Here is a 17656-nt window from a genome sequence, read left to right as displayed (position 1 = left end):
CCATCGCGCCGACTTCACGCCTCGACCAGGATGCGCAGCATGCGGCGCAGCGGTTCGGCGGCGCCCCACAGCAGTTGATCGCCGATCGTGAAGGCACCAAGGTACTGGGGTCCCATGGCGAGCTGGCGAATCCGTCCGACGGGAATCGTCAGCGTGCCCGTCACGGCCACCGGCGTCAGGTCCTTGATCGTCGCCTCGCGCGTGTTGGGGACCACCTTCACCCACGCGTTGTCGGCGGCAATCATGGCCTGCACATCCGCCACCGGCACGTCCTTCTTCAGCTTGAACATCAGCGCCTGGCTGTGGCAGCGCATCGCGCCGATGCGCACGCAGAAGCCGTCCACCGGCACGCCCGGGCTGCCGAAGCCCTCGCCCTGGCCGAGGATCTTGTTGGTCTCGGCGCCGCCTTTCCACTCCTCTCGGCTCACGCCGTTGCCCAGGTCCTTGTCGATCCACGGGATCAGCGAGCCCCCCAGCGGCACGCCGAAGTTGGCGGTCTCGGCCTCGGTCAGCGCACGCTGCTTCCCGACGATCTTGCGGTCGATCTCGAGGATGGCGCTCTTCGGGTCGTCGAGCAGCGACCTCACCTCGGCGTTCAGCGTGCCGAATTGGGTGAGCAGTTCGCGCATGTGCTGCGCGCCGCCGCCCGAGGCCGCCTGATAGGTCATCGTGCTCATCCACTCGACCAAGCCGGCCTTGTACAGCGCACCCACACCCATCAGCATGCAGCTGACGGTGCAGTTGCCGCCGATCCAGTTGCGGCCGCCCTTGGCCAGCGCGCTCTTGATCACCGGCATGTTGACGGGATCGAGAACGATGACCGCGTCGTCCTTCATGCGCAGCGTCGAGGCGGCGTCGATCCAGTGGCCCTTCCAGCCCGCCGCGCGCAGCTTGGGGAACACCTCGCTGGTGTAGTCGCCACCCTGTGCGGTGATGATGATCTCGCAGCGCTTGAGCGCGTCGATGTCGTAGGCGTCCTTGAGCGTCTTCTCGTTCTTCGCCATCGCCGGAGCGGTGCCACCGGCGTTGCTGGTGCTGAAGAACACCGGCTCGATGTGGGCGAAGTCGCCTTCGGCCTGCATGCGGTCCATCAGCACGGAGCCGACCATGCCGCGCCAGCCGACCAATCCCGTGAGTCTCATCGTCGTCGCCCTTTCCAGTGAAGTTGCTGTGGAAACCTTCGTGTCCCCCGGGTCGCGTCGCCGGGGGATGGGCGAAACGAACCGGAGCTGAACTAGCCCTTGGTAATGGTTTTGGTGATGGTCTTGCCGGAAAGCACGGCGACCACGGCGTCGCCCATGGCGCGCGTGCCCACCTTGGTGGTGCCTTCCGACCAGATGTCCGCGGTGCGCAGCCCCGACGCGAGCACGTGCTGGACGGCCGACTCGATCCGGTCGGCCGCCTCGGGCTGGTTCAGGGAGAAGCGGAGCATCATGGCCACGGACAGGATTGTAGCCAGCGGGTTTGCGAGATCCTTACCGGCGATGTCCGGTGCGCTGCCATGGCTGGGCTCGTACAGGCCTCGGCTCTGCTCGTTCAGCGAGGCCGACGGCAGCATGCCGATCGAGCCGGTGAGCATCGCCGCCTCGTCCGACAGGATGTCGCCGAACATGTTGCCGGTGACCAGCACGTCGAACTTCTTCGGCGCCTTGACGAGTTGCATCGCCGCGTTGTCGACGTACATGTGCTCCAGTTCCACGTCCGGGTACTGCGCGTGCACCTCGGTGACCACGTCCTTCCAGAACTGGAAGGTCTCCAGCACGTTGGCCTTGTCGACGCTGGTGACCTTCTTGTGGCGCTTGCGCGCCGCCTGGAAGGCCACATGCGCGATGCGCTCGATCTCCGGGCGCGAGTAGCGCATGGTGTCGAAGGCCTCGGGCGCGCCCTTGAAGGCGCCGTCGGGAGACTCACGGCGGCCGCGCGGCTGGCCGAAGTAGATGTCGCCGGTCAGCTCGCGGATGATGAGGATGTCCAGCCCCGCCACCAGCTCGGGCTTCAGACTCGAGGCGTGGGTGAGCTGCTCGTAGCAGATCGCGGGGCGGAAGTTGGCGAACAGGCCCAGGTTCCTGCGCAGGCCCAGGATGGCCTGCTCGGGGCGCAGCGCGCGCTCGAGCTTGTCGTACTTCCAGTCGCCCACGGCGCCGAACAGCACCGCGTCGGCTTCCTTGGCGAGCTTCAGCGTCGAGTCGGGCAGCGGGTGGCCGTGCGACTCGTAGGCGGCGCCGCCCACCGGCGCGGTCTCGGTCTCGAACTTCAGGTCGAGGCACTGCATCGCACGCTGGGCCTGCGCGACGATCTCGGTGCCGATGCCGTCGCCCGGCAGGATGGCGATCTTCAAGCGGATGTCCTTGTCAGAGGGTGTGGGCGAGCCAGGGCTTCTTCATCAGCCGCTCGGCCTCGAAGGCGCGGATCTTGTCGGCATGGCGCAGCGTCAGGCCGATGTCGTCGAAGCCGCCGAGCAGGCAGTACTTGCGGAACGGCGTGATCTCGAACGACAGCTCGGCACCATCGGGCTTGACCACCACTTGGCGCGCCAGGTCGACGGTGAGCTGGTAGCCGGTGAAGGCCGCCACCTCGTCGAACAGCTGGCTGACCTGCATCTCGCTCAGCACGATTGGCAGCAGGCCGTTCTTGTAGCAGTTGCTGAAGAAGATGTCGGCGAAGCTCGGCGCAATGACGGCGCGGAAGCCGTACTGGTCGAGCGCCCAGGGAGCGTGCTCGCGCGACGAGCCGCAGCCGAAGTTCTTGCGTGCGAGCAGGATGGAAGCACCCTGGTAGCGCGGCTGGTTCAGCACGAAGTCCGGGTTGGGCCTGCGCTGCGCCGGATCCTGGCCCGGCTCGCCGCGATCGAGGTAGCGCCACTCGTCGAACAGGTTCGGTCCGAAGCCGGTGCGCTTGATCGACTTGAGAAACTGCTTCGGAATGATCGCGTCGGTGTCGACGTTCTCGCGGTCGAGCGGCGCGACCAGGCCCTTGTGGACGGTGAAGGCTTGCATGACGGATTACTTCTTCTTGGCAGCTTCTTCGATCTTCTCGCCGCCGGTCCTGATGTCCTTGCCCATGCCTTCGATGGTGTTGCAGCCGGCCAGCAGATAGGCCGCGGCGAGCAGGGCGAACAGGATGCGCTTCATGGACGGTCTCCTTTGGAGGATGGGGCAGGTCAGGCGATGCGCCGGACGTCGACGAAATGGCCTTCGATCGCGGCCGCCGCAGCCATCGCCGGGCTGACCAGGTGCGTGCGGCCGCCGGCGCCCTGGCGGCCCTCGAAGTTGCGGTTGGAGGTGGAGGCGCAGCGCTCGCCCGGCTCGAGGCGGTCGGCGTTCATCGCCAGGCACATCGAGCAGCCCGGCTCGCGCCACTGGAAGCCGGCGGCCTTGAAGACCTCGTGCAGTCCCTCGCGCTCGGCCTGCGCCTTCACCAGGCCCGAACCCGGCACCACCATCGCCAGCTTGACGTTGGCGGCAACACGCCGGCCCAGCTTGCGCACGACGGTGGCGGCTTCGCGCAGATCCTCGATCCGGGAGTTGGTGCACGAGCCGATGAACACCTTGTCGACGCGGATGTCGGCGATCGGCTTGTTGGGCTCCAGCGCCATGTAATGCAGCGCGCGCTCCATCGCACCGCGCTTGCCGGCGTCCTTCTCGCGCTCGGGATCGGGCACGCGGTCTTCGATCGAGAGCACCATCTCCGGCGAGGTGCCCCAGGTCACCTGCGGTCGGATCTGTGCGGCGTCGAGTTCGACCACCGCATCCCAGGTCGCATCATCGTCGGAGCGCAGCGTGCGCCAGTACGCCACGGCCTGGTCCCACTCGACGCCGCCGGGCGCGAAGGGGCGGCCCTTGACGTAGCCGATGGTGGTCTCGTCCACCGCGACCAGGCCGGCGCGTGCACCGGCCTCGATGGCCATGTTGCACACCGTCATGCGGCCTTCCATCGACAAGGCACGGATCGCCGAGCCGCCGAACTCGATGGTGTAGCCGGTGCCGCCGGCGGTGCCGATGCGGCCGATGATGGCCAGCACGATGTCCTTGGCCGAGCAGCCGCGCGCAAGCAGGCCCTCGACCCTCACCAGCATGTTCTTCGCCTTCTTGGCCAGCAGCGTCTGCGTGGCCAGCACATGCTCGACCTCGCTGGTGCCGATGCCGTGCGCCAGTGCGCCGAAGGCGCCGTGCGTGGAGGTGTGCGAGTCGCCGCAGACCACCGTCATGCCCGGCAGCGTGGCGCCCTGCTCCGGCCCGATCACGTGCACGATGCCCTGGCGTTTGTCGAGGAACGGGAAGAACGCCGCGGCGCCGAAGGCCTTGATGTTGGCATCCAGGGTGACGACCTGCTGCTTGGACGTCGGATCGGTGATGCCGTCGTAGCCCAGCTCCCAGCCGGTGGTCGGCGTGTTGTGGTCGGCGGTGGCGACGATCGAGCTGACGCGCCAGGGTTTGCGGCCAGCCAGGCGCAGGCCCTCGAAGGCCTGCGGGCTGGTCACCTCGTGCACCAGGTGGCGATCGATGTAGAGCACCGAGGTGCCGTCCTCCTCGGTGTGGACGACGTGCTCGTCCCAGATCTTGTCGTACAGGGTGCGTGGCATGACAGCTCGCGGCGGTTCTGCGGGAAACCGCTGATTTTAGGCGCATGAGAAAGGCCCCGGCACTTCCGTGCGGGGCCTTCCAGAGGGAGCCGGTTTCTTCAGCCGCGCTGCGACATCGGCTTGACGTCGCGGCGTTCCGAGCCATGGTAGAGCTGGCGCGGACGGCCGATCTTGTACTCGGGGTCGCCGATCATCTCGTTGAGCTGCGCGATCCAGCCGACGGTACGCGCCAGCGCGAAGATCGCGGTGAAGAGCGAGACTGGGATGCCGATGGCCCGCTGCACGATCCCGGAGTAGAAGTCGACGTTCGGGTACAGCTTGCGCGCGACGAAGTATTCGTCTTCGAGCGCAATCTTCTCCAGCTCCATGGCGAGCTTGAGGATGGGGTCGTTGTTCATGCCCAGCGCATCCAGCACCTCGTGGCAGGTCTCGCGCATCAGCTTGGCGCGCGGGTCGTAGTTCTTGTAGACCCGGTGGCCGAAACCCATCAGCTTGACGTTGGAGTTCTTGTCCTTCACCTGCTTGATGAACTCGCCGATCTTCTCGACACCGCCCATCTTCTGCACGTCCTCCAGCATGTTCAACGCCGCCTCGTTGGCTCCGCCGTGCGCCGGGCCCCACAGGCAGGCCACGCCGGCCGCGATGGCGGCGAACGGGTTGGTGCCCGACGAACCGCACAGGCGCACCGTCGAGGTCGACGCGTTCTGCTCGTGGTCGGCATGAAGGATGAAGATGCGATCGATCGCCCGCACCAGCACGTCGTTCGGCTCGTACTCCTCGCAGGGCGTGGCAAACATCATGCGCATGAAGTTCGCCGAGTAGGACAGCGAGTTCTTCGGGTAGATGTACGGCTGGCCGATGCCGTACTTGTAGGCCATCGACACCAGCGTGGGCATCTTGGCGATCAGCCGGATCGCCGCGACCTCGCGGTGCTGCGCGTTGTTGATGTCGGTGCTGTCGTGATAGAAGGCCGACAACGCGCCCACCAGGCCGGTCATCACTGCCATCGGGTGCGCGTCGCGCCGGAAGCCGCGCAGGAAGAACTGCATCTGCTCGTTGACCATCGTGTGGTTGCTGACGAGCTTGGTGAAGTCGGCCTTCTGCGTCGCGTTGGGCAGCTCGCCCTTGAGCAGCAGATAGCAGGTCTCGAGGAAGTCGCAGTTGGTCGCCAGTTGCTCGATCGGGTAGCCGCGGTACAGCAGCTCGCCCTTGTCGCCGTCGATGTAGGTGATGGTCGACTGGCAGGAGGCGGTCGACAGGAAGCCCGGATCGTAGGTGAACTTGCCGGTCTGGGCGTAGAGCTTGCGGATGTCGATCACGTCCGGGCCGATGGAGCCCTTGTAGAGCGGCAGTTCCATGCTCGGGCTGCCATCCGAGAATGACAGGGTGGCTTTGACGTCAGACGGAGTCATGGTTCTTTCCTTGAATGGCGGGTCGGGGTTGAGGCCGGGCTTGTCTCCACCAGGCGGGCTCGTGTCGGCCCTTCGTCGTCTTGTCTCAGGCACTGATCGATCGGCGTGCGCATCAGGTCGAGCACCTCGATCACGTCGTCGCGCGCCAGCTCGCCCTCGGGCTCCTTGCGTCGCAACAGCAGGTCCAGCAGATCGTTGTCGGCCAGGTCCATCAGCGCCACCATGCCCGCGGCCTGCTGCTCGGAGACGCGGCCCGCGCTGCGCGCGAAGAAGCGCTCGACGAACAGATCGTTCTCCAGCAGGCCGCGGCGGCAACGCCAGCGCAACTTCGAGAGGGCTCGTTCGTCGATCAGCGCGGTCATGGCAGTACTGCGATCACACCGCGCGGCGGACCATCAGTTCCTTGATCTTGCCGATCGCCTTCGTCGGATTCAGGCCCTTGGGGCAGACGTCGACGCAGTTCATGATCGTGTGGCAGCGGAACAGGCGGTACGGGTCCTCGAGGTCGTCGAGACGCCCGGCCGTGTCCTGGTCGCGGCTGTCGGCGATGAAGCGGTAGGCCTGCAGCAGCCCGGCCGGGCCGACGAACTTGTCCGGGTTCCACCAGAAGCTGGGGCAGGACGTGCTGCAGCTTGCGCACAGGATGCACTCGTACAAGCCGTTGAGCTCGTCACGCTCTTCGGGCGACTGCAGGCGCTCCTTGTCGGGCGGCGGCTCGTCGTTGACGAGGTAGGGCTTGATCGAGTGGTACTGCTTGAAGAACTGCGTCATGTCGACGATCAGGTCGCGGATCACCGGCAGGCCGGGCAGCGGCTTGAGCACCACGACATCCGGCAACGTGCGCATGTTCGTCAGGCACGCCAGGCCGTTCTTGCCGTTGATGTTCATCGCGTCCGAGCCGCACACGCCCTCGCGGCAGCTGCGGCGGAAGCTCAGGGTCGGGTCGACGGCCTTCAGCTTCATCAGCGCGTCGAGCAGCATGCGCTCGCTGCCGTCGAGCTCGACCTCGAGGGTCTGCATGCGCGGCCGGGCGTCGGTGTCGGGGTCGTAGCGGTAGATCTGGAAGGTTCGCTTGGCCATGATCTTGCTCAGAAGGTACGGACCTTCGGGGGAATCGATTCCGCGGTCAGCGGCTTGAGGTTCACCGGCTTGTAGTCGAGGCGGTTGCCCTCGCTGTACCACAGCGTGTGCTTCATCCACTCGGCGTCGTTGCGGCCGTTCGGGTGCTCCGGGGTGTCGCCGTAGTCGTTGACGGTGTGGGCGCCGCGACTCTCGTGGCGCGCCGCGGCCGAGACCATCGTCGCCAGCGCCGACTCGATCAGGTTCTCCACCTCCAGCGCCTCGATGCGTGCGGTGTTGAACACCTTGGACTTGTCGGCGAGGTGGATCGCCTTCACGCGCTCGGCGATCGCCTTGACCTTGACCACGCCTTCATCCATCGAGGCCTGGGTGCGGAACACGCCGGCATGCTGCTGCATGGCCTTGCGCAGGTCGTTGGCGACGTCCTGCGCGTACTCGCCACTGACGCTCTTCTCGTAGCGGGCCAGGCGCGACAGCGTGCGGTCGGCGGCGTCGGCGGGCAACGGCTTGTGGCTCTTCGTCTTCAGCGCACTGTCGACGATGTGGTTGCCGGCGGCACGGCCGAACACCAGCAGGTCGAGCAGCGAGTTGGTGCCCAGCCGATTCGCGCCGTGCACGCTCACGCACGAACACTCCCCCACCGCGTAGAGGCCGTTGACCACCGCGTTCGGCTCGCCGTGCTTGGGCACCACCACCTGGCCGTGGATGTTGGTCGGGATGCCGCCCATCTGGTAGTGGATGGTCGGCACCACAGGAATGGGCTCCTTGGTGATGTCGACGTTGGCGAAGTTGTGGCCGATCTCGAACACGCTCGGCAGCCGCTTCATGATCGTCTCGGCGCCGAGGTGCGTCATGTCGAGCTGGATGTAGTCCTTGTTCGGCCCGCAGCCACGCCCTTCCTTGATCTCCTGGTCCATGCAGCGCGACACGAAGTCGCGCGGCGCCAGATCCTTCAGGGTGGGCGCATAACGCTCCATGAAGCGCTCGCCGCTGCTGTTGCGCAGGATCGCGCCTTCGCCGCGACAGCCCTCGGTGAGCAGCACGCCGGCGTTGTGCACGCCGGTGGGATGGAACTGCCAGAACTCCATGTCCTCCAGCGGAATGCCGGCGCGCGCCGCCATGCCCAGGCCGTCGCCGGTATTGATGAAGGCGTTGGTGCTGGCGGCGAAGATGCGGCCGGCGCCGCCGGTGGCCAGCAGCACGGTCTTCGCCTCGAAGATGTGCAGTTCGCCGGTCTCCATCTCGAGCGCGGTGACGCCGACCACGTCGCCCTCGGCGTCACGGATCAGGTCCAGCGCCATCCACTCGACGAAGAAGTTGGTGCGCGACTTGACGTTCTGCTGGTACAGCGTGTGCAGCATCGCGTGGCCGGTGCGGTCGGCTGCGGCGCAGGCGCGCTGCACCGGCTTCTCGCCATAGTTGGCGGTGTGTCCGCCGAACGGGCGCTGGTAGATCGTGCCGTCCGCGTTGCGGTCGAACGGCATGCCGAAGTGCTCGAGTTCGTAGACCACCTTCGGCGCCTCGCGGCACATGAACTCGATGGCATCCTGGTCGCCCAGCCAGTCGGAGCCCTTGACCGTGTCGAAGAAGTGGTAGTGCCAGTTGTCCTCGCTCATGTTGCCCAGCGAGGCGCCGATGCCGCCCTGCGCCGCCACGGTGTGCGAGCGCGTCGGGAACACCTTGGACAGCACGGCGACGTTCAGGCCGGCGCGGGCGAGTTGCAGCGAGGCGCGCATGCCGGAGCCGCCGGCGCCGACGATGACGACGTCGAACTTGCGCTTCGAGACGTTGTTGGTAGTCATGGAATCACAGTCTCCAGAGAACCTGGATGGCCCAACCCGCACAGCCCACCAGCCACACGATGGTGAACACCTGAAGCACGAGGCGGATCGCCACCGGCTTCACGTAGTCCATCCAGACATCGCGCATGCCCACCCAGACGTGGTACAGCAGCGAGACGATGACGACGAAGGTCAGCACCTTCATCCACTGCCGGCTGAAGATGCCGGCCCACTTGTCGTAGCCCATCTCGCCGGGCAGCAGCACCTGCACGATCAGCGCGAGGGTGAACAGCGCCATCAGCGCCGCGGTGATGCGCTGCGCGAGCCAGTCGCGCAGGCCGTAGTGCGCACCGACGACGATGCGCTTGGATCCGTAGTTCTGTGCCATGAGCGGAGTCTCAGAAGAACAGCTTGAAGCCCAGTGCCAGCGTGAGCAGCACGCTCAGCGCCAGCGTGACGATGGCCGAGCGGAGACCGAACTCCTTGGTGACCGCGTGCGTCGAGTCCATCCACAAGTGGCGGATGCCGGCGATCAGGTGGTGCAGGTAGGCCCAGATCAGCCCCAGCACGACGAGCTTGAGGAACCAACCGGGCAGGATGCCCACGCCGGCGACAAAGGCGGACTGGAACTTCGCGTAGGAAATCTCCGAGGTCACGCTGGCGTCGAACATCCAGATGATGAACGGCATCAGCAGGAACATCAGCACGCCGCTGACGCGGTGCAGGATCGACACGATGCCCGCGGGCGGCAGGCGGTACGCGACGATCTGGGAGACGTGGATGTTGCGGAACTGGGGCCGCTGCTTGAGGGTGTCTGCCATGCCCATCCTTGTCTTCGGTGAAGGTGTAATCAACGCGAAACCAAACGATTCTATTGCACTGCAGCAGCCTTGCACGGTGCTTGCGCACCATGGCGCCGCTGCGATTCGAAGGTGCGTCAGCTCAGTTCGTTGCGATAGTGGTGCGCCGCGGTGTTGTAGAGGCCACGACGCAATTCGACGGGCTTGTCGCCGTAGGTGAGCGACAGCCGCTCGACCGACAGCAGCGGCGCGCCGACCGGCACCGCCAACAGTTCGGCCGCCTGCCCTTCCGCCGCGACCGCGCGAATCTTCTCCTCGGCGCGGATCATGCGCACGCCGAACTCCGATTCGAACAGCCCGTACATCGGGCCGCGATAGCCCGACAGCTTCTCCGCGGTCAGGCCCTTGAATGGCGCCGCCGGCAGCCAGATCTCGTCGAACACCACCGGCGAACCGCGCAGCGACAGCACGCGCTTGACCTGAATGGCCGCATCGCCCGACCGCAGTCCGAGCGCGCGCGCCACATCGGCGGGCGCGCGCAGGCGCCGGCAGTCGATGAAGCGGCGCTGCGTGCCGCTGGCCACGCCATCGTCCGGTTGCAGGCGCAGGAAGCGGAACTGCGTCGTCTGCTCGGCATGGGTGGCGACGAAGGTGCCCTTGCCCTGGCGGCGCACCAGCAGGTTCTCGGTGGCGAGTTCGTCGATGGCCTTGCGCACCGTCCCCTGGCTGACCTTGAAGCGCACCGCGAGTTCGGTCTCGCTCGGGATCGCCTCGCCGGGGCGCCACACGCCGGCCTGCAGGTCGCGCACCATCAGCGCCTTGATCTGCTGGTACAGCGGACTGAAGGCCGGGCTGGCGGTCTCGGTGGCGACGGTCGACATGGGCGGATTGCAACACAACGGGCGCCCATCGTCCATAATCAGCTGACAGATGTCTTATAGAAGACATAAGACTCGGGATTCCCCTCGCCCCGCGGCCGGCTTCGTCCTACACTCGCGCCCTGACCCCCTCCAAGACCCATTTCCCCTCTTCCGGAGCCCTCCATGAGCAAGAAACCCGTTCGAGTCGCCGTCACCGGCGCTGCCGGCCAGATCGGCTACGCGCTGCTGTTCCGCATCGCCTCCGGCGAAATGCTGGGCAAGGACCAGCCCGTGATCCTGCAACTGCTGGAGATCCCGGACGAGAAGGCGCAGAAGGCGCTCAAGGGCGTGATGATGGAACTCGAGGACTGTGCCTTCCCGCTGCTGGCCGGCATGGAGGCCCATGCCAGCCCGGAGACCGGCTTCAAGGACACCGACTATGCGCTGCTCGTCGGCGCCCGCCCGCGCGGCCCCGGCATGGAGCGCGCCGACCTGCTGGCCGCCAACGCGCAGATCTTCACCGCCCAGGGCAAGGCGCTGGACAAGTCGGCCAGCCGCGACGTGCGCGTGCTGGTGGTCGGCAACCCGGCCAACACGAACGCCTACATCGCGATGAAGAGCGCGCCGAGCCTGAAGCGCGAGAACTTCACCGCCATGCTGCGCCTGGACCACAACCGCGCCGCCAGCCAGGTCGCCGCCAAGACCGGCCAGCCGGTGGCCTCGATCAAGAAGCTGTGCGTGTGGGGCAACCACTCGCCGACGATGTACGCCGACTACCGCTTCGCCACCATCGACGGCAAGAGCGTGAAGGACATGATCAACGACCAGGTGTGGAACAAGGACGTGTTCTTGCCCACGGTCGGCAAGCGCGGCGCCGCCATCATCGAGGCGCGCGGCCTCTCCTCGGCCGCCTCGGCCGCCAACGCCGCCATCGACCACATGCGCGACTGGGCGCTGGGCACGAACGGCGAGTGGGTCACCATGGGCGTGCCGAGCAATGGCGAATACGGCATCCCGAAGGACGTGATGTTCGGCTACCCGGTCACCTGCGAGGGCGGCCAGTACAAGATCGTCGAGGACCTGCCGATCGACGCCTTCAGCCAGGAGTGCATCAACAAGACCCTGGCCGAGTTGCAGGGCGAGCAGGACGGCGTCAAGCACCTGCTCTGACCCGATGAGAACGCGTGTCGGGCCATCGCGCCGGGCCGCCGCAGCGCCCGCCCCTGCCGATGCTGCGGCCGCCGCGAGCCCCGCACGCCGTGATCTCATGACCCATCCTCGCGACGCCCTCTTCGACGCCGACGATCGCGCGCCGGCCCTGCCGGTGTGCGACCACTATTCCGGCGTCGAGGCGCGCATGCGCAAGAGCCTGGAGCTGCAGGGCGACCTCGGGCCGGTGTTCGACGTCACGCTGGACTGCGAGGACGGCGCGCCGGTCGGCGGCGAAGCCGAGCATGCGCACCTTTGCGCCGAACTGGTGATGTCGGCCGCCAACCGGCATGGCCGCGTCGGCGCACGCGTGCACCCCGTCGGCCACCCGGCCTTCGCGAACGACGTCGACACGCTGGTGCGCCGTGCCGGCGCGCGGCTGGCTTACCTGATGGTGCCCAAGCCGCGCGGCCTGGCGGATGCCACGCGCGCCTGCGAGGAGATCGACCACTTCGTGCGCATCCACGGCCACGGCCGGCAGATCCCCGTGCATGTGCTGGTGGAGACGCATGGCGCGCTGCGCGAGGTCGATGCGATCGCCGCGCATCCGCGCATCGAGTCGGTGTCCTTCGGGCTGATGGACTTCGTCTCGGCCCACCGAGGCGCCATCCCGGCCACGGCGATGAGCGCCCAGGGCCAGTTCACCCATCCGCTGGTGGTGCGCGCCAAGCTGGAGATCTCGGCGGCCTGCCATGCGCACGGCAAGACGCCTTCGCACTGCGTGGTCACCGAGTTCAAGGACCTGCACGCGCTGGCGGCGGCGGCGACGCGCGCCGCGCGCGAATTTGGCTACACGCGCATGTGGAGCATCCACCCCGACCAGGTGCTCACCATCGTCGACGCGTTCGCGCCGACCGCCGCGGAGGTCGACCTCGCCATCGAGATCGTGCGCGCTGCCCAGGCCGCGCAGTGGGCGCCGATCCGCCACCGCGACACGCTGCACGACCGCGCCAGCTACCGCTACTTCTGGCAGGTGCTGGAGCGCGCCCACCGCACCGGCCAGCCGCTGCCGGCGGAAGTCCGTCGCGCCTGGTTCGAGGCCTCCCCGGCCTGAGCGGTGTCCGCCGACTGTGGCAAGCACCACGGACGGCGGCCCATCCACGTTTGCACTTGTAAGCGCGCGGTCCACCGCGCAGCAATTGGTTGCAGTACGCTGTCGGGCAGCCTCATGCTGCGGCCACCGTCACTCGACACGCGCTTGCGCACACCGACCATGAACCTGAAGACCACCCTTGCCGTCGCCGCCGCCCTCTGCCTGGGCGCCACCGTTGCCGTAGCGCAGACCGCCACGCCGGCGAAGCCTGCAGCCAAGAAAGTGGCGGCCAAGAAGTCCGCGCCCAAGGCTGCAGCCGCTGCGGCCACCGTCGCCTTGCCCGCCGCCGACGCCGACCAGATGGCTGCGGCAGAACGCACCTACCTCGGCGAGTACCAGTGCGAGTTCAGCCAGTCGATCGACGTGTCGATGAACCCGAAGGCGAACGGTTACGTCGACGTCAGGCACCAGAAGCACGTCTGGACGATGAAACCGGTGCTGTCGTCCACCGGTGCACTGCGCCTGGAGGACGTGAAGGGGCAGACGATGCTGCTGCAGATCGCCAACAAGTCGATGCTGATGGACCAGAAGGCCGGACGCCGCGTGGTCGACGGCTGCGTGCACGAGAAGCAGAAGAGCGCCGCCCTCGCCGCCGCCAAGTAAGCTCCGCCGCTCCCGCAAAGGCCCGCCTCCGGCGGGCCTTTTCTTTGCTTGCGAGTGGAGCGACAGTCCGGCGTCAGCCACCACTGCGATGCTTCCTCAAGTCTTATATAAGATATAAAATATCGGGGTAACCCGAAGACCCGCCCGCGACACCGCAACGCCACCGGAGCCCCTCATGCTGCAAGCCTATCGCCAACATGCCGCCGAACGCGCCGCCCTCGGCATCCCGCCGTTGCCGCTGGATGCCAAGCAGACCGCCGAGCTGATCGAACTGATCAAGGCCCCGCCCGCCGGCGAGGACGCCTTCCTGCTGGACCTGCTGACGCACCGCGTGCCGCCGGGCGTGGACGACGCGGCCAAGGTCAAGGCCTCGTTCCTCGCCGCCGTGGCCCACGGCGACCTGAAGGTCGGACTCGTCTCCAAGGCCAAGGCCACCGAGCTGCTGGGCACCATGGTCGGCGGCTACAACGTGCACCCGCTGATCGAACTGCTCGACGACAAGGAAGTCGCCGGCGTCGCCGCCGAGGCACTGAAGAAGACCCTGCTGATGTTCGACTTCTTCAACGACGTTGCCGAGAAGGCCAAGGCCGGCAACGCCAAGGCGCAGGAGGTGATGAAGAGCTGGGCCGACGCCGAGTGGTTCACCAGCCGGCCCGAGGTGCCCAAGGCCATCACCGTGACCGTCTTCAAGGTGCCCGGCGAGACGAACACCGACGACCTCTCGCCCGCGCCCGACGCCTGGAGCCGCCCGGACATCCCGCTGCACTACCTGGCGATGCTGAAGAACACCCGTCCCGACGCAGCCTTCAAGCCCGAGGAGGACGGCAAGCGCGGCCCGATGCAGTTCATCGAGGACCTGAAGAAGAAGGGCCACCTGGTCGCCTACGTCGGCGACGTGGTCGGCACGGGTTCGAGCCGCAAGAGCGCCACCAACAGCGTGATCTGGGCCACCGGCCAGGACATCCCCTTCGTGCCGAACAAGCGCTTCGGCGGCGTCACGCTGGGCGGCAAGATCGCGCCGATCTTCTTCAACACGCAGGAAGACTCCGGGTCGCTGCCGATCGAGGTCGACGTGTCGAAGCTCGATATGGGCGACGTGATCGAGGTGCTTCCCTACGACGGCAAGCTGGTGAAGAACGGCCAGACAGTCGCCGAGTTCAAGCTGAAGAGCGACGTGCTGTTCGACGAGGTGCGCGCCGGCGGCCGCATCAACCTGATCATCGGCCGCTCGCTGACGGCCAAGGCGCGCGAGTTCCTCGGCCTGAGCGCCTCCACCGTGTTCCGCCTGCCGCAGGCGCCGGCGGCGACGAAGGCCGGCTTCACGCTGGCGCAGAAGATGGTCGGCCGCGCCTGCGGCCTGCCCGAAGGCCAGGGCGTGCGCCCGGGGACCTACTGCGAGCCGAAGATGACGACCGTCGGCAGCCAGGACACCACCGGCCCGATGACGCGCGACGAACTGAAGGACCTGGCCTGCCTGGGCTTCAGCGCCGACCTGGTGATGCAGTCGTTCTGCCACACCGCCGCCTACCCGAAGCCGGTGGACGTGAAGACGCACCGCGAGCTGCCCGCCTTCATCAGCAACCGCGGCGGCGTCGCGCTGCGCCCGGGCGACGGCGTGATCCACAGCTGGCTGAACCGCCTGCTGCTGCCCGACACCGTCGGCACCGGCGGCGACTCGCACACCCGCTTCCCGATCGGCATCAGCTTCCCGGCGGGTTCCGGCCTGGTCGCTTTCGGCGCGGCCACCGGCGTGATGCCGCTGGACATGCCCGAGTCGGTGCTGGTGCGCTTCAAGGGCCAGATGCAGCCGGGCGTGACGCTGCGCGACCTGGTGCACGCGATCCCGCTGTACGCCATCAAGGCCGGCCTGCTGACCGTGGCCAAGGCCGGCAAGAAGAACATCTTCAGCGGTCGCATCCTCGAGATCGAGGGCCTGCCGGACCTGAAGGTGGAACAGGCCTTCGAGCTGTCCGATGCGAGCGCCGAGCGTTCTGCCGCCGGCTGCACGATCAAGCTCGACAAGGCACCGATCGTCGAGTACCTGAAGTCGAACATCGTGCTGATGAAGAACATGATCGCCGACGGCTACCAGGACAAGCGCACGCTGGAGCGCCGCATTAAGAAGGTCGAGGCGTGGCTGGCCGACCCGCAGTTGCTCGAGGCCGACAAGGACGCGGAGTACGCCGCCGTCATCGAGATCGACCTCAACGAGCTGAAGGAGCCGGTGCTGTGCTGCCCGAACGATCCGGACGACGCCAAGTTGCTGAGTGAAGTGGCCGGCACGAAGATCGACGAGGCCTTCATCGGCTCGTGCATGACCAACATCGGCCACTTCCGCGCCGCGGCCAAGCTGCTCGGCGGCCAGCGCGACATCCCGGTCAAGTTGTGGGTCGCGCCGCCGACCAAGATGGACCAGAGCGAGTTGATCAAGGAAGGCCACTATGCCGCCTTCGGCACCGCCGGGGCGCGCACCGAGATGCCGGGCTGCAGCCTGTGCATGGGCAACCAGGCGCAGGTGCGCGAGGGCGCGACGGTGGTCTCCACCAGCACGCGCAACTTCCCCAACCGACTGGGCAAGAACACCAACGTGTTCCTCGCCTCGGCCGAGCTGGCGGCGATCGCCTCCAAGCTGGGCCGCATCCCGACCGTGGCCGAATACCAGTCCGAGATGGGCATCATCAACAAGGACGCGGCCAGCGTCTACCGCTACATGAACTTCGACCAGATCGAGGAGTACGCGGAGACGGCGAAGTCGGTGACGGTCTGATACGGCGCTGATCGTCTGTGGCACGGCCCGCTTCGGCGGGCCGTGCGCGTTTTGGGAGACCCTGGTCGCGGCTTTGGTTACACACCTCGGCGCCACCGGACTAGCATTCGCACTGTTCCCGCTTCCCGGCATTCACGCGGCCATGCGCCATCCGTTCCAGCGATCGATCCACCTCGTCCTCCTGCACGCCAGCGCACTGCTGGTCGCCTGCGGCGGCGGCAGTTCACCCGCCCCTGCGGCGGGCGGAGCGCCGTCCCCCGCACCCGCACCCGCACCCGCACCCGCACCCGCACCCGCACCCGCACCCGCACCGGCACCGGCACCGGCACCGGCTCCTGCGACGACCGGCTCGGCCTGCAACAACGCCACCGGGCGGGTACTCGAGGTCGGCCCCGGCAAAGCCTTTGCAGTGCCCAGCGCCGCGGCGGCGATCGCGCAGTCAGGCGATGTGGTGAAGATCGCTGCAGGAGACTACCGCGGCGACGTGACGACCTGGTCGGCCAACAACCTGACGATCTGCGGCATCGGCGGCCGCGCCAGGCTATATGCCGACGGCAAGAGCGCTGGAGGCAAGGGGCTCTGGGTCATCACCGGATCAAACGTGACGGTGGACAGCATCGAGTTCCACGACACGTCGGTACCCGACCAGAACGGTGCCGGTATTCGCGCCGAACAGACCGGCAGCCTGACCATCCTCAACAGCGGCTTCTACGACAATGAGAACGGGATTCTCGGGCCGGACGACGCCACCGCGTCGGTGGTCATCGATCGATCGGAGTTTGCTCGCAATGGGTATGGCGACGGCCAGTCGCACAACATCTACATTGGCCGAGCCGGTCGGCTGACGGTCACGCGCAGCTTCTTCCACGAGGCGAAGATCGGCCACAACCTGAAGAGCCGCGCCAAGGAAAACTTCATCGAGAACAGCTACTTTATGGATGGCCCCTCCGGCACCTCCAGCTATCTGAACGATTTCCCGGAAGGCGGCGTGGTGTACCTGCGCGGCAATTTCTACCACAAGGGGCCGAACGCCGACAACTCCACCGCCATCGCGTTCGGCGCCGAGGGCATCCGCTGGTCAATCAACACAGTGGAGATGGTGCACAACACGCTGGTGATGACCTGGTCAGGGGGTGGCTTCCTGTCAGCCCCGGCCAACACCCAGTCGGTGAAGATGACCGCCAACCTGTTCGCCGGCACGGGCTCGCCCGCGCTGGTCAGGGACGGCTTCGTGCTTGCCAACGTGGTGCAGTCGAACAACATCGTCTCGAGCGCCTCCAACGTGCCCGGCGCGGACAACATCGCCGCGCCCAGCTTCTGGCCGAATGCCACGCTGCAGGCTCAGATCGGCCTGGCCTCGGTGCTCGACCCGAACTACCTCAACGACTCGCCGCAGCCTTTCGCGTGGCGCGCCATCGGCGGCGGGGCGGGCAAGGTCGGCGCACTGCAGTCGGCGCCCTGAGCGCCGC

Annotated in this window: 16 protein-coding genes and 1 pseudogene; 5 read left to right on the top strand and 12 right to left on the bottom strand. The window is 67.0% G+C overall.

The genetic code is table 11. The features are described from left to right. Positions 1-14 precede the first annotated feature (14 nt). The 12 genes and pseudogenes from asd to Q0599_RS21865 form a co-directional block, all read right to left on the bottom strand. Positions 15-1142 carry an aspartate-semialdehyde dehydrogenase gene (asd, locus tag Q0599_RS21920; RefSeq protein ID WP_298834482.1) on the bottom strand — a complete coding sequence of 376 codons (1128 nt, stop codon included), beginning with the start codon at positions 1140-1142 and terminating at the stop codon, positions 15-17. A 92-nt stretch (positions 1143-1234) separates the two neighbouring features. Then, positions 1235-2338, bottom strand: a complete 1104-nt coding sequence (leuB, locus tag Q0599_RS21915) for a 3-isopropylmalate dehydrogenase (RefSeq protein ID WP_298834479.1) — start codon at positions 2336-2338, stop codon at positions 1235-1237. A gap of 13 nt (positions 2339-2351) precedes the next feature. Then, entirely contained in the window at positions 2352-2996 is a 645-nt protein-coding gene (gene leuD / locus Q0599_RS21910; RefSeq protein ID WP_298834475.1) for a 3-isopropylmalate dehydratase small subunit, read from the bottom strand. A 6-nt stretch (positions 2997-3002) separates the two neighbouring features. Continuing rightward, positions 3003-3131: an entericidin A/B family lipoprotein gene (locus Q0599_RS21905; protein ID WP_298834474.1), complete on the bottom strand. Its 129-nt coding sequence runs from the start codon at positions 3129-3131 to the stop codon at positions 3003-3005. A gap of 29 nt (positions 3132-3160) precedes the next feature. Continuing rightward, positions 3161-4582, bottom strand: a complete 1422-nt coding sequence (gene leuC / locus Q0599_RS21900) for a 3-isopropylmalate dehydratase large subunit (RefSeq protein ID WP_298834471.1) — start codon at positions 4580-4582, stop codon at positions 3161-3163. A gap of 98 nt (positions 4583-4680) precedes the next feature. Continuing rightward, complete coding sequence (gene gltA, locus Q0599_RS21895) at positions 4681-5994, bottom strand: citrate synthase (RefSeq protein WP_298834468.1); 1314 nt, start codon at positions 5992-5994, stop codon at positions 4681-4683. A 107-nt stretch (positions 5995-6101) separates the two neighbouring features. Continuing rightward, a pseudogene (locus Q0599_RS21890) lies at positions 6102-6356 on the bottom strand (succinate dehydrogenase assembly factor 2); the annotation flags it as partial. A gap of 13 nt (positions 6357-6369) precedes the next feature. Then, the gene (locus Q0599_RS21885; protein WP_298834467.1) at positions 6370-7074 is read right to left on the bottom strand and encodes a succinate dehydrogenase iron-sulfur subunit; all 705 of its coding nucleotides are present in this window, start codon (positions 7072-7074) and stop codon (positions 6370-6372) included. An 8-nt stretch (positions 7075-7082) separates the two neighbouring features. Further along, a complete protein-coding gene (gene sdhA, locus Q0599_RS21880) occupies positions 7083-8876 on the bottom strand; it encodes a succinate dehydrogenase flavoprotein subunit (protein WP_298834465.1) in 1794 nt (597 codons plus the stop codon). A gap of 4 nt (positions 8877-8880) precedes the next feature. Further along, positions 8881-9243, bottom strand: a complete 363-nt coding sequence (gene sdhD / locus Q0599_RS21875) for a succinate dehydrogenase, hydrophobic membrane anchor protein (protein WP_298834463.1) — start codon at positions 9241-9243, stop codon at positions 8881-8883. A gap of 10 nt (positions 9244-9253) precedes the next feature. Beyond that, entirely contained in the window at positions 9254-9676 is a 423-nt protein-coding gene (gene sdhC, locus Q0599_RS21870) for a succinate dehydrogenase, cytochrome b556 subunit (protein WP_298834460.1), read from the bottom strand. A gap of 116 nt (positions 9677-9792) precedes the next feature. Further along, positions 9793-10536 (bottom strand): GntR family transcriptional regulator, encoded by a 744-nt coding sequence (locus Q0599_RS21865; protein ID WP_298834456.1) that lies wholly within the window; start codon positions 10534-10536, stop codon positions 9793-9795. Between the two features lie 162 nt (positions 10537-10698). Here Q0599_RS21865 and Q0599_RS21860 point away from each other — a divergent pair, with 162 nt between their 5' ends. The 5 genes from Q0599_RS21860 (at position 10699) to Q0599_RS21840 (ending at position 17649) form a co-directional block, all read left to right on the top strand. Further along, positions 10699-11685: a malate dehydrogenase gene (locus Q0599_RS21860; protein ID WP_298834453.1), complete on the top strand. Its 987-nt coding sequence runs from the start codon at positions 10699-10701 to the stop codon at positions 11683-11685. Between the two features lie 97 nt (positions 11686-11782). Next, positions 11783-12778, top strand: a complete 996-nt coding sequence (locus Q0599_RS21855) for an aldolase/citrate lyase family protein (RefSeq protein ID WP_298834451.1) — start codon at positions 11783-11785, stop codon at positions 12776-12778. A gap of 159 nt (positions 12779-12937) precedes the next feature. Further along, entirely contained in the window at positions 12938-13420 is a 483-nt protein-coding gene (locus Q0599_RS21850) for a hypothetical protein (protein WP_298834448.1), read from the top strand. Positions 13421-13595: 175 nt separating this feature from the next. After that, on the top strand, positions 13596-16187 hold the full coding sequence (acnB, locus tag Q0599_RS21845) for a bifunctional aconitate hydratase 2/2-methylisocitrate dehydratase (RefSeq protein ID WP_298834446.1): 2592 nt from the start codon (positions 13596-13598) through the stop codon (positions 16185-16187). Positions 16188-16329: 142 nt separating this feature from the next. Then, a complete protein-coding gene (locus tag Q0599_RS21840) occupies positions 16330-17649 on the top strand; it encodes a hypothetical protein (RefSeq protein WP_298834443.1) in 1320 nt (439 codons plus the stop codon). Positions 17650-17656 lie beyond the last annotated feature (7 nt).

The organism is uncultured Piscinibacter sp., assembly GCF_937952055.1.
Lineage (GTDB): Bacteria > Pseudomonadota > Gammaproteobacteria > Burkholderiales > Burkholderiaceae_C > Piscinibacter.
Note: the sequence above shows the minus strand (reverse complement) of the source record. Positions and strands in the feature narration are given on the sequence as shown.

Bases quoted from the DNA above. Each gene is read 5' to 3' on its own strand.
- leuC (WP_298834471.1), bottom strand. From the start codon at position 4,582: ATGCCACGCACCCTGTACGACAAGATCTGGGACGAGCACGTCGTCCAC.
- asd (WP_298834482.1), bottom strand. From the start codon at position 1,142: ATGAGACTCACGGGATTGGTCGGCTGGCGCGGCATGGTCGGCTCCGTG.
- Q0599_RS21850 (WP_298834448.1), top strand. From the start codon at position 12,938: ATGAACCTGAAGACCACCCTTGCCGTCGCCGCCGCCCTCTGCCTGGGC.
- leuD (WP_298834475.1), bottom strand. From the start codon at position 2,996: ATGCAAGCCTTCACCGTCCACAAGGGCCTGGTCGCGCCGCTCGACCGC.
- sdhA (WP_298834465.1), bottom strand. From the start codon at position 8,876: ATGACTACCAACAACGTCTCGAAGCGCAAGTTCGACGTCGTCATCGTC.
- sdhD (WP_298834463.1), bottom strand. From the start codon at position 9,243: ATGGCACAGAACTACGGATCCAAGCGCATCGTCGTCGGTGCGCACTAC.
- sdhC (WP_298834460.1), bottom strand. From the start codon at position 9,676: ATGGCAGACACCCTCAAGCAGCGGCCCCAGTTCCGCAACATCCACGTC.
- Q0599_RS21855 (WP_298834451.1), top strand. From the start codon at position 11,783: ATGACCCATCCTCGCGACGCCCTCTTCGACGCCGACGATCGCGCGCCG.
- acnB (WP_298834446.1), top strand. From the start codon at position 13,596: ATGCTGCAAGCCTATCGCCAACATGCCGCCGAACGCGCCGCCCTCGGC.
- gltA (WP_298834468.1), bottom strand. From the start codon at position 5,994: ATGACTCCGTCTGACGTCAAAGCCACCCTGTCATTCTCGGATGGCAGC.
- Q0599_RS21865 (WP_298834456.1), bottom strand. From the start codon at position 10,536: ATGTCGACCGTCGCCACCGAGACCGCCAGCCCGGCCTTCAGTCCGCTG.
- Q0599_RS21905 (WP_298834474.1), bottom strand. From the start codon at position 3,131: ATGAAGCGCATCCTGTTCGCCCTGCTCGCCGCGGCCTATCTGCTGGCC.
- Q0599_RS21840 (WP_298834443.1), top strand. From the start codon at position 16,330: ATGCGCCATCCGTTCCAGCGATCGATCCACCTCGTCCTCCTGCACGCC.
- Q0599_RS21885 (WP_298834467.1), bottom strand. From the start codon at position 7,074: ATGGCCAAGCGAACCTTCCAGATCTACCGCTACGACCCCGACACCGAC.
- Q0599_RS21860 (WP_298834453.1), top strand. From the start codon at position 10,699: ATGAGCAAGAAACCCGTTCGAGTCGCCGTCACCGGCGCTGCCGGCCAG.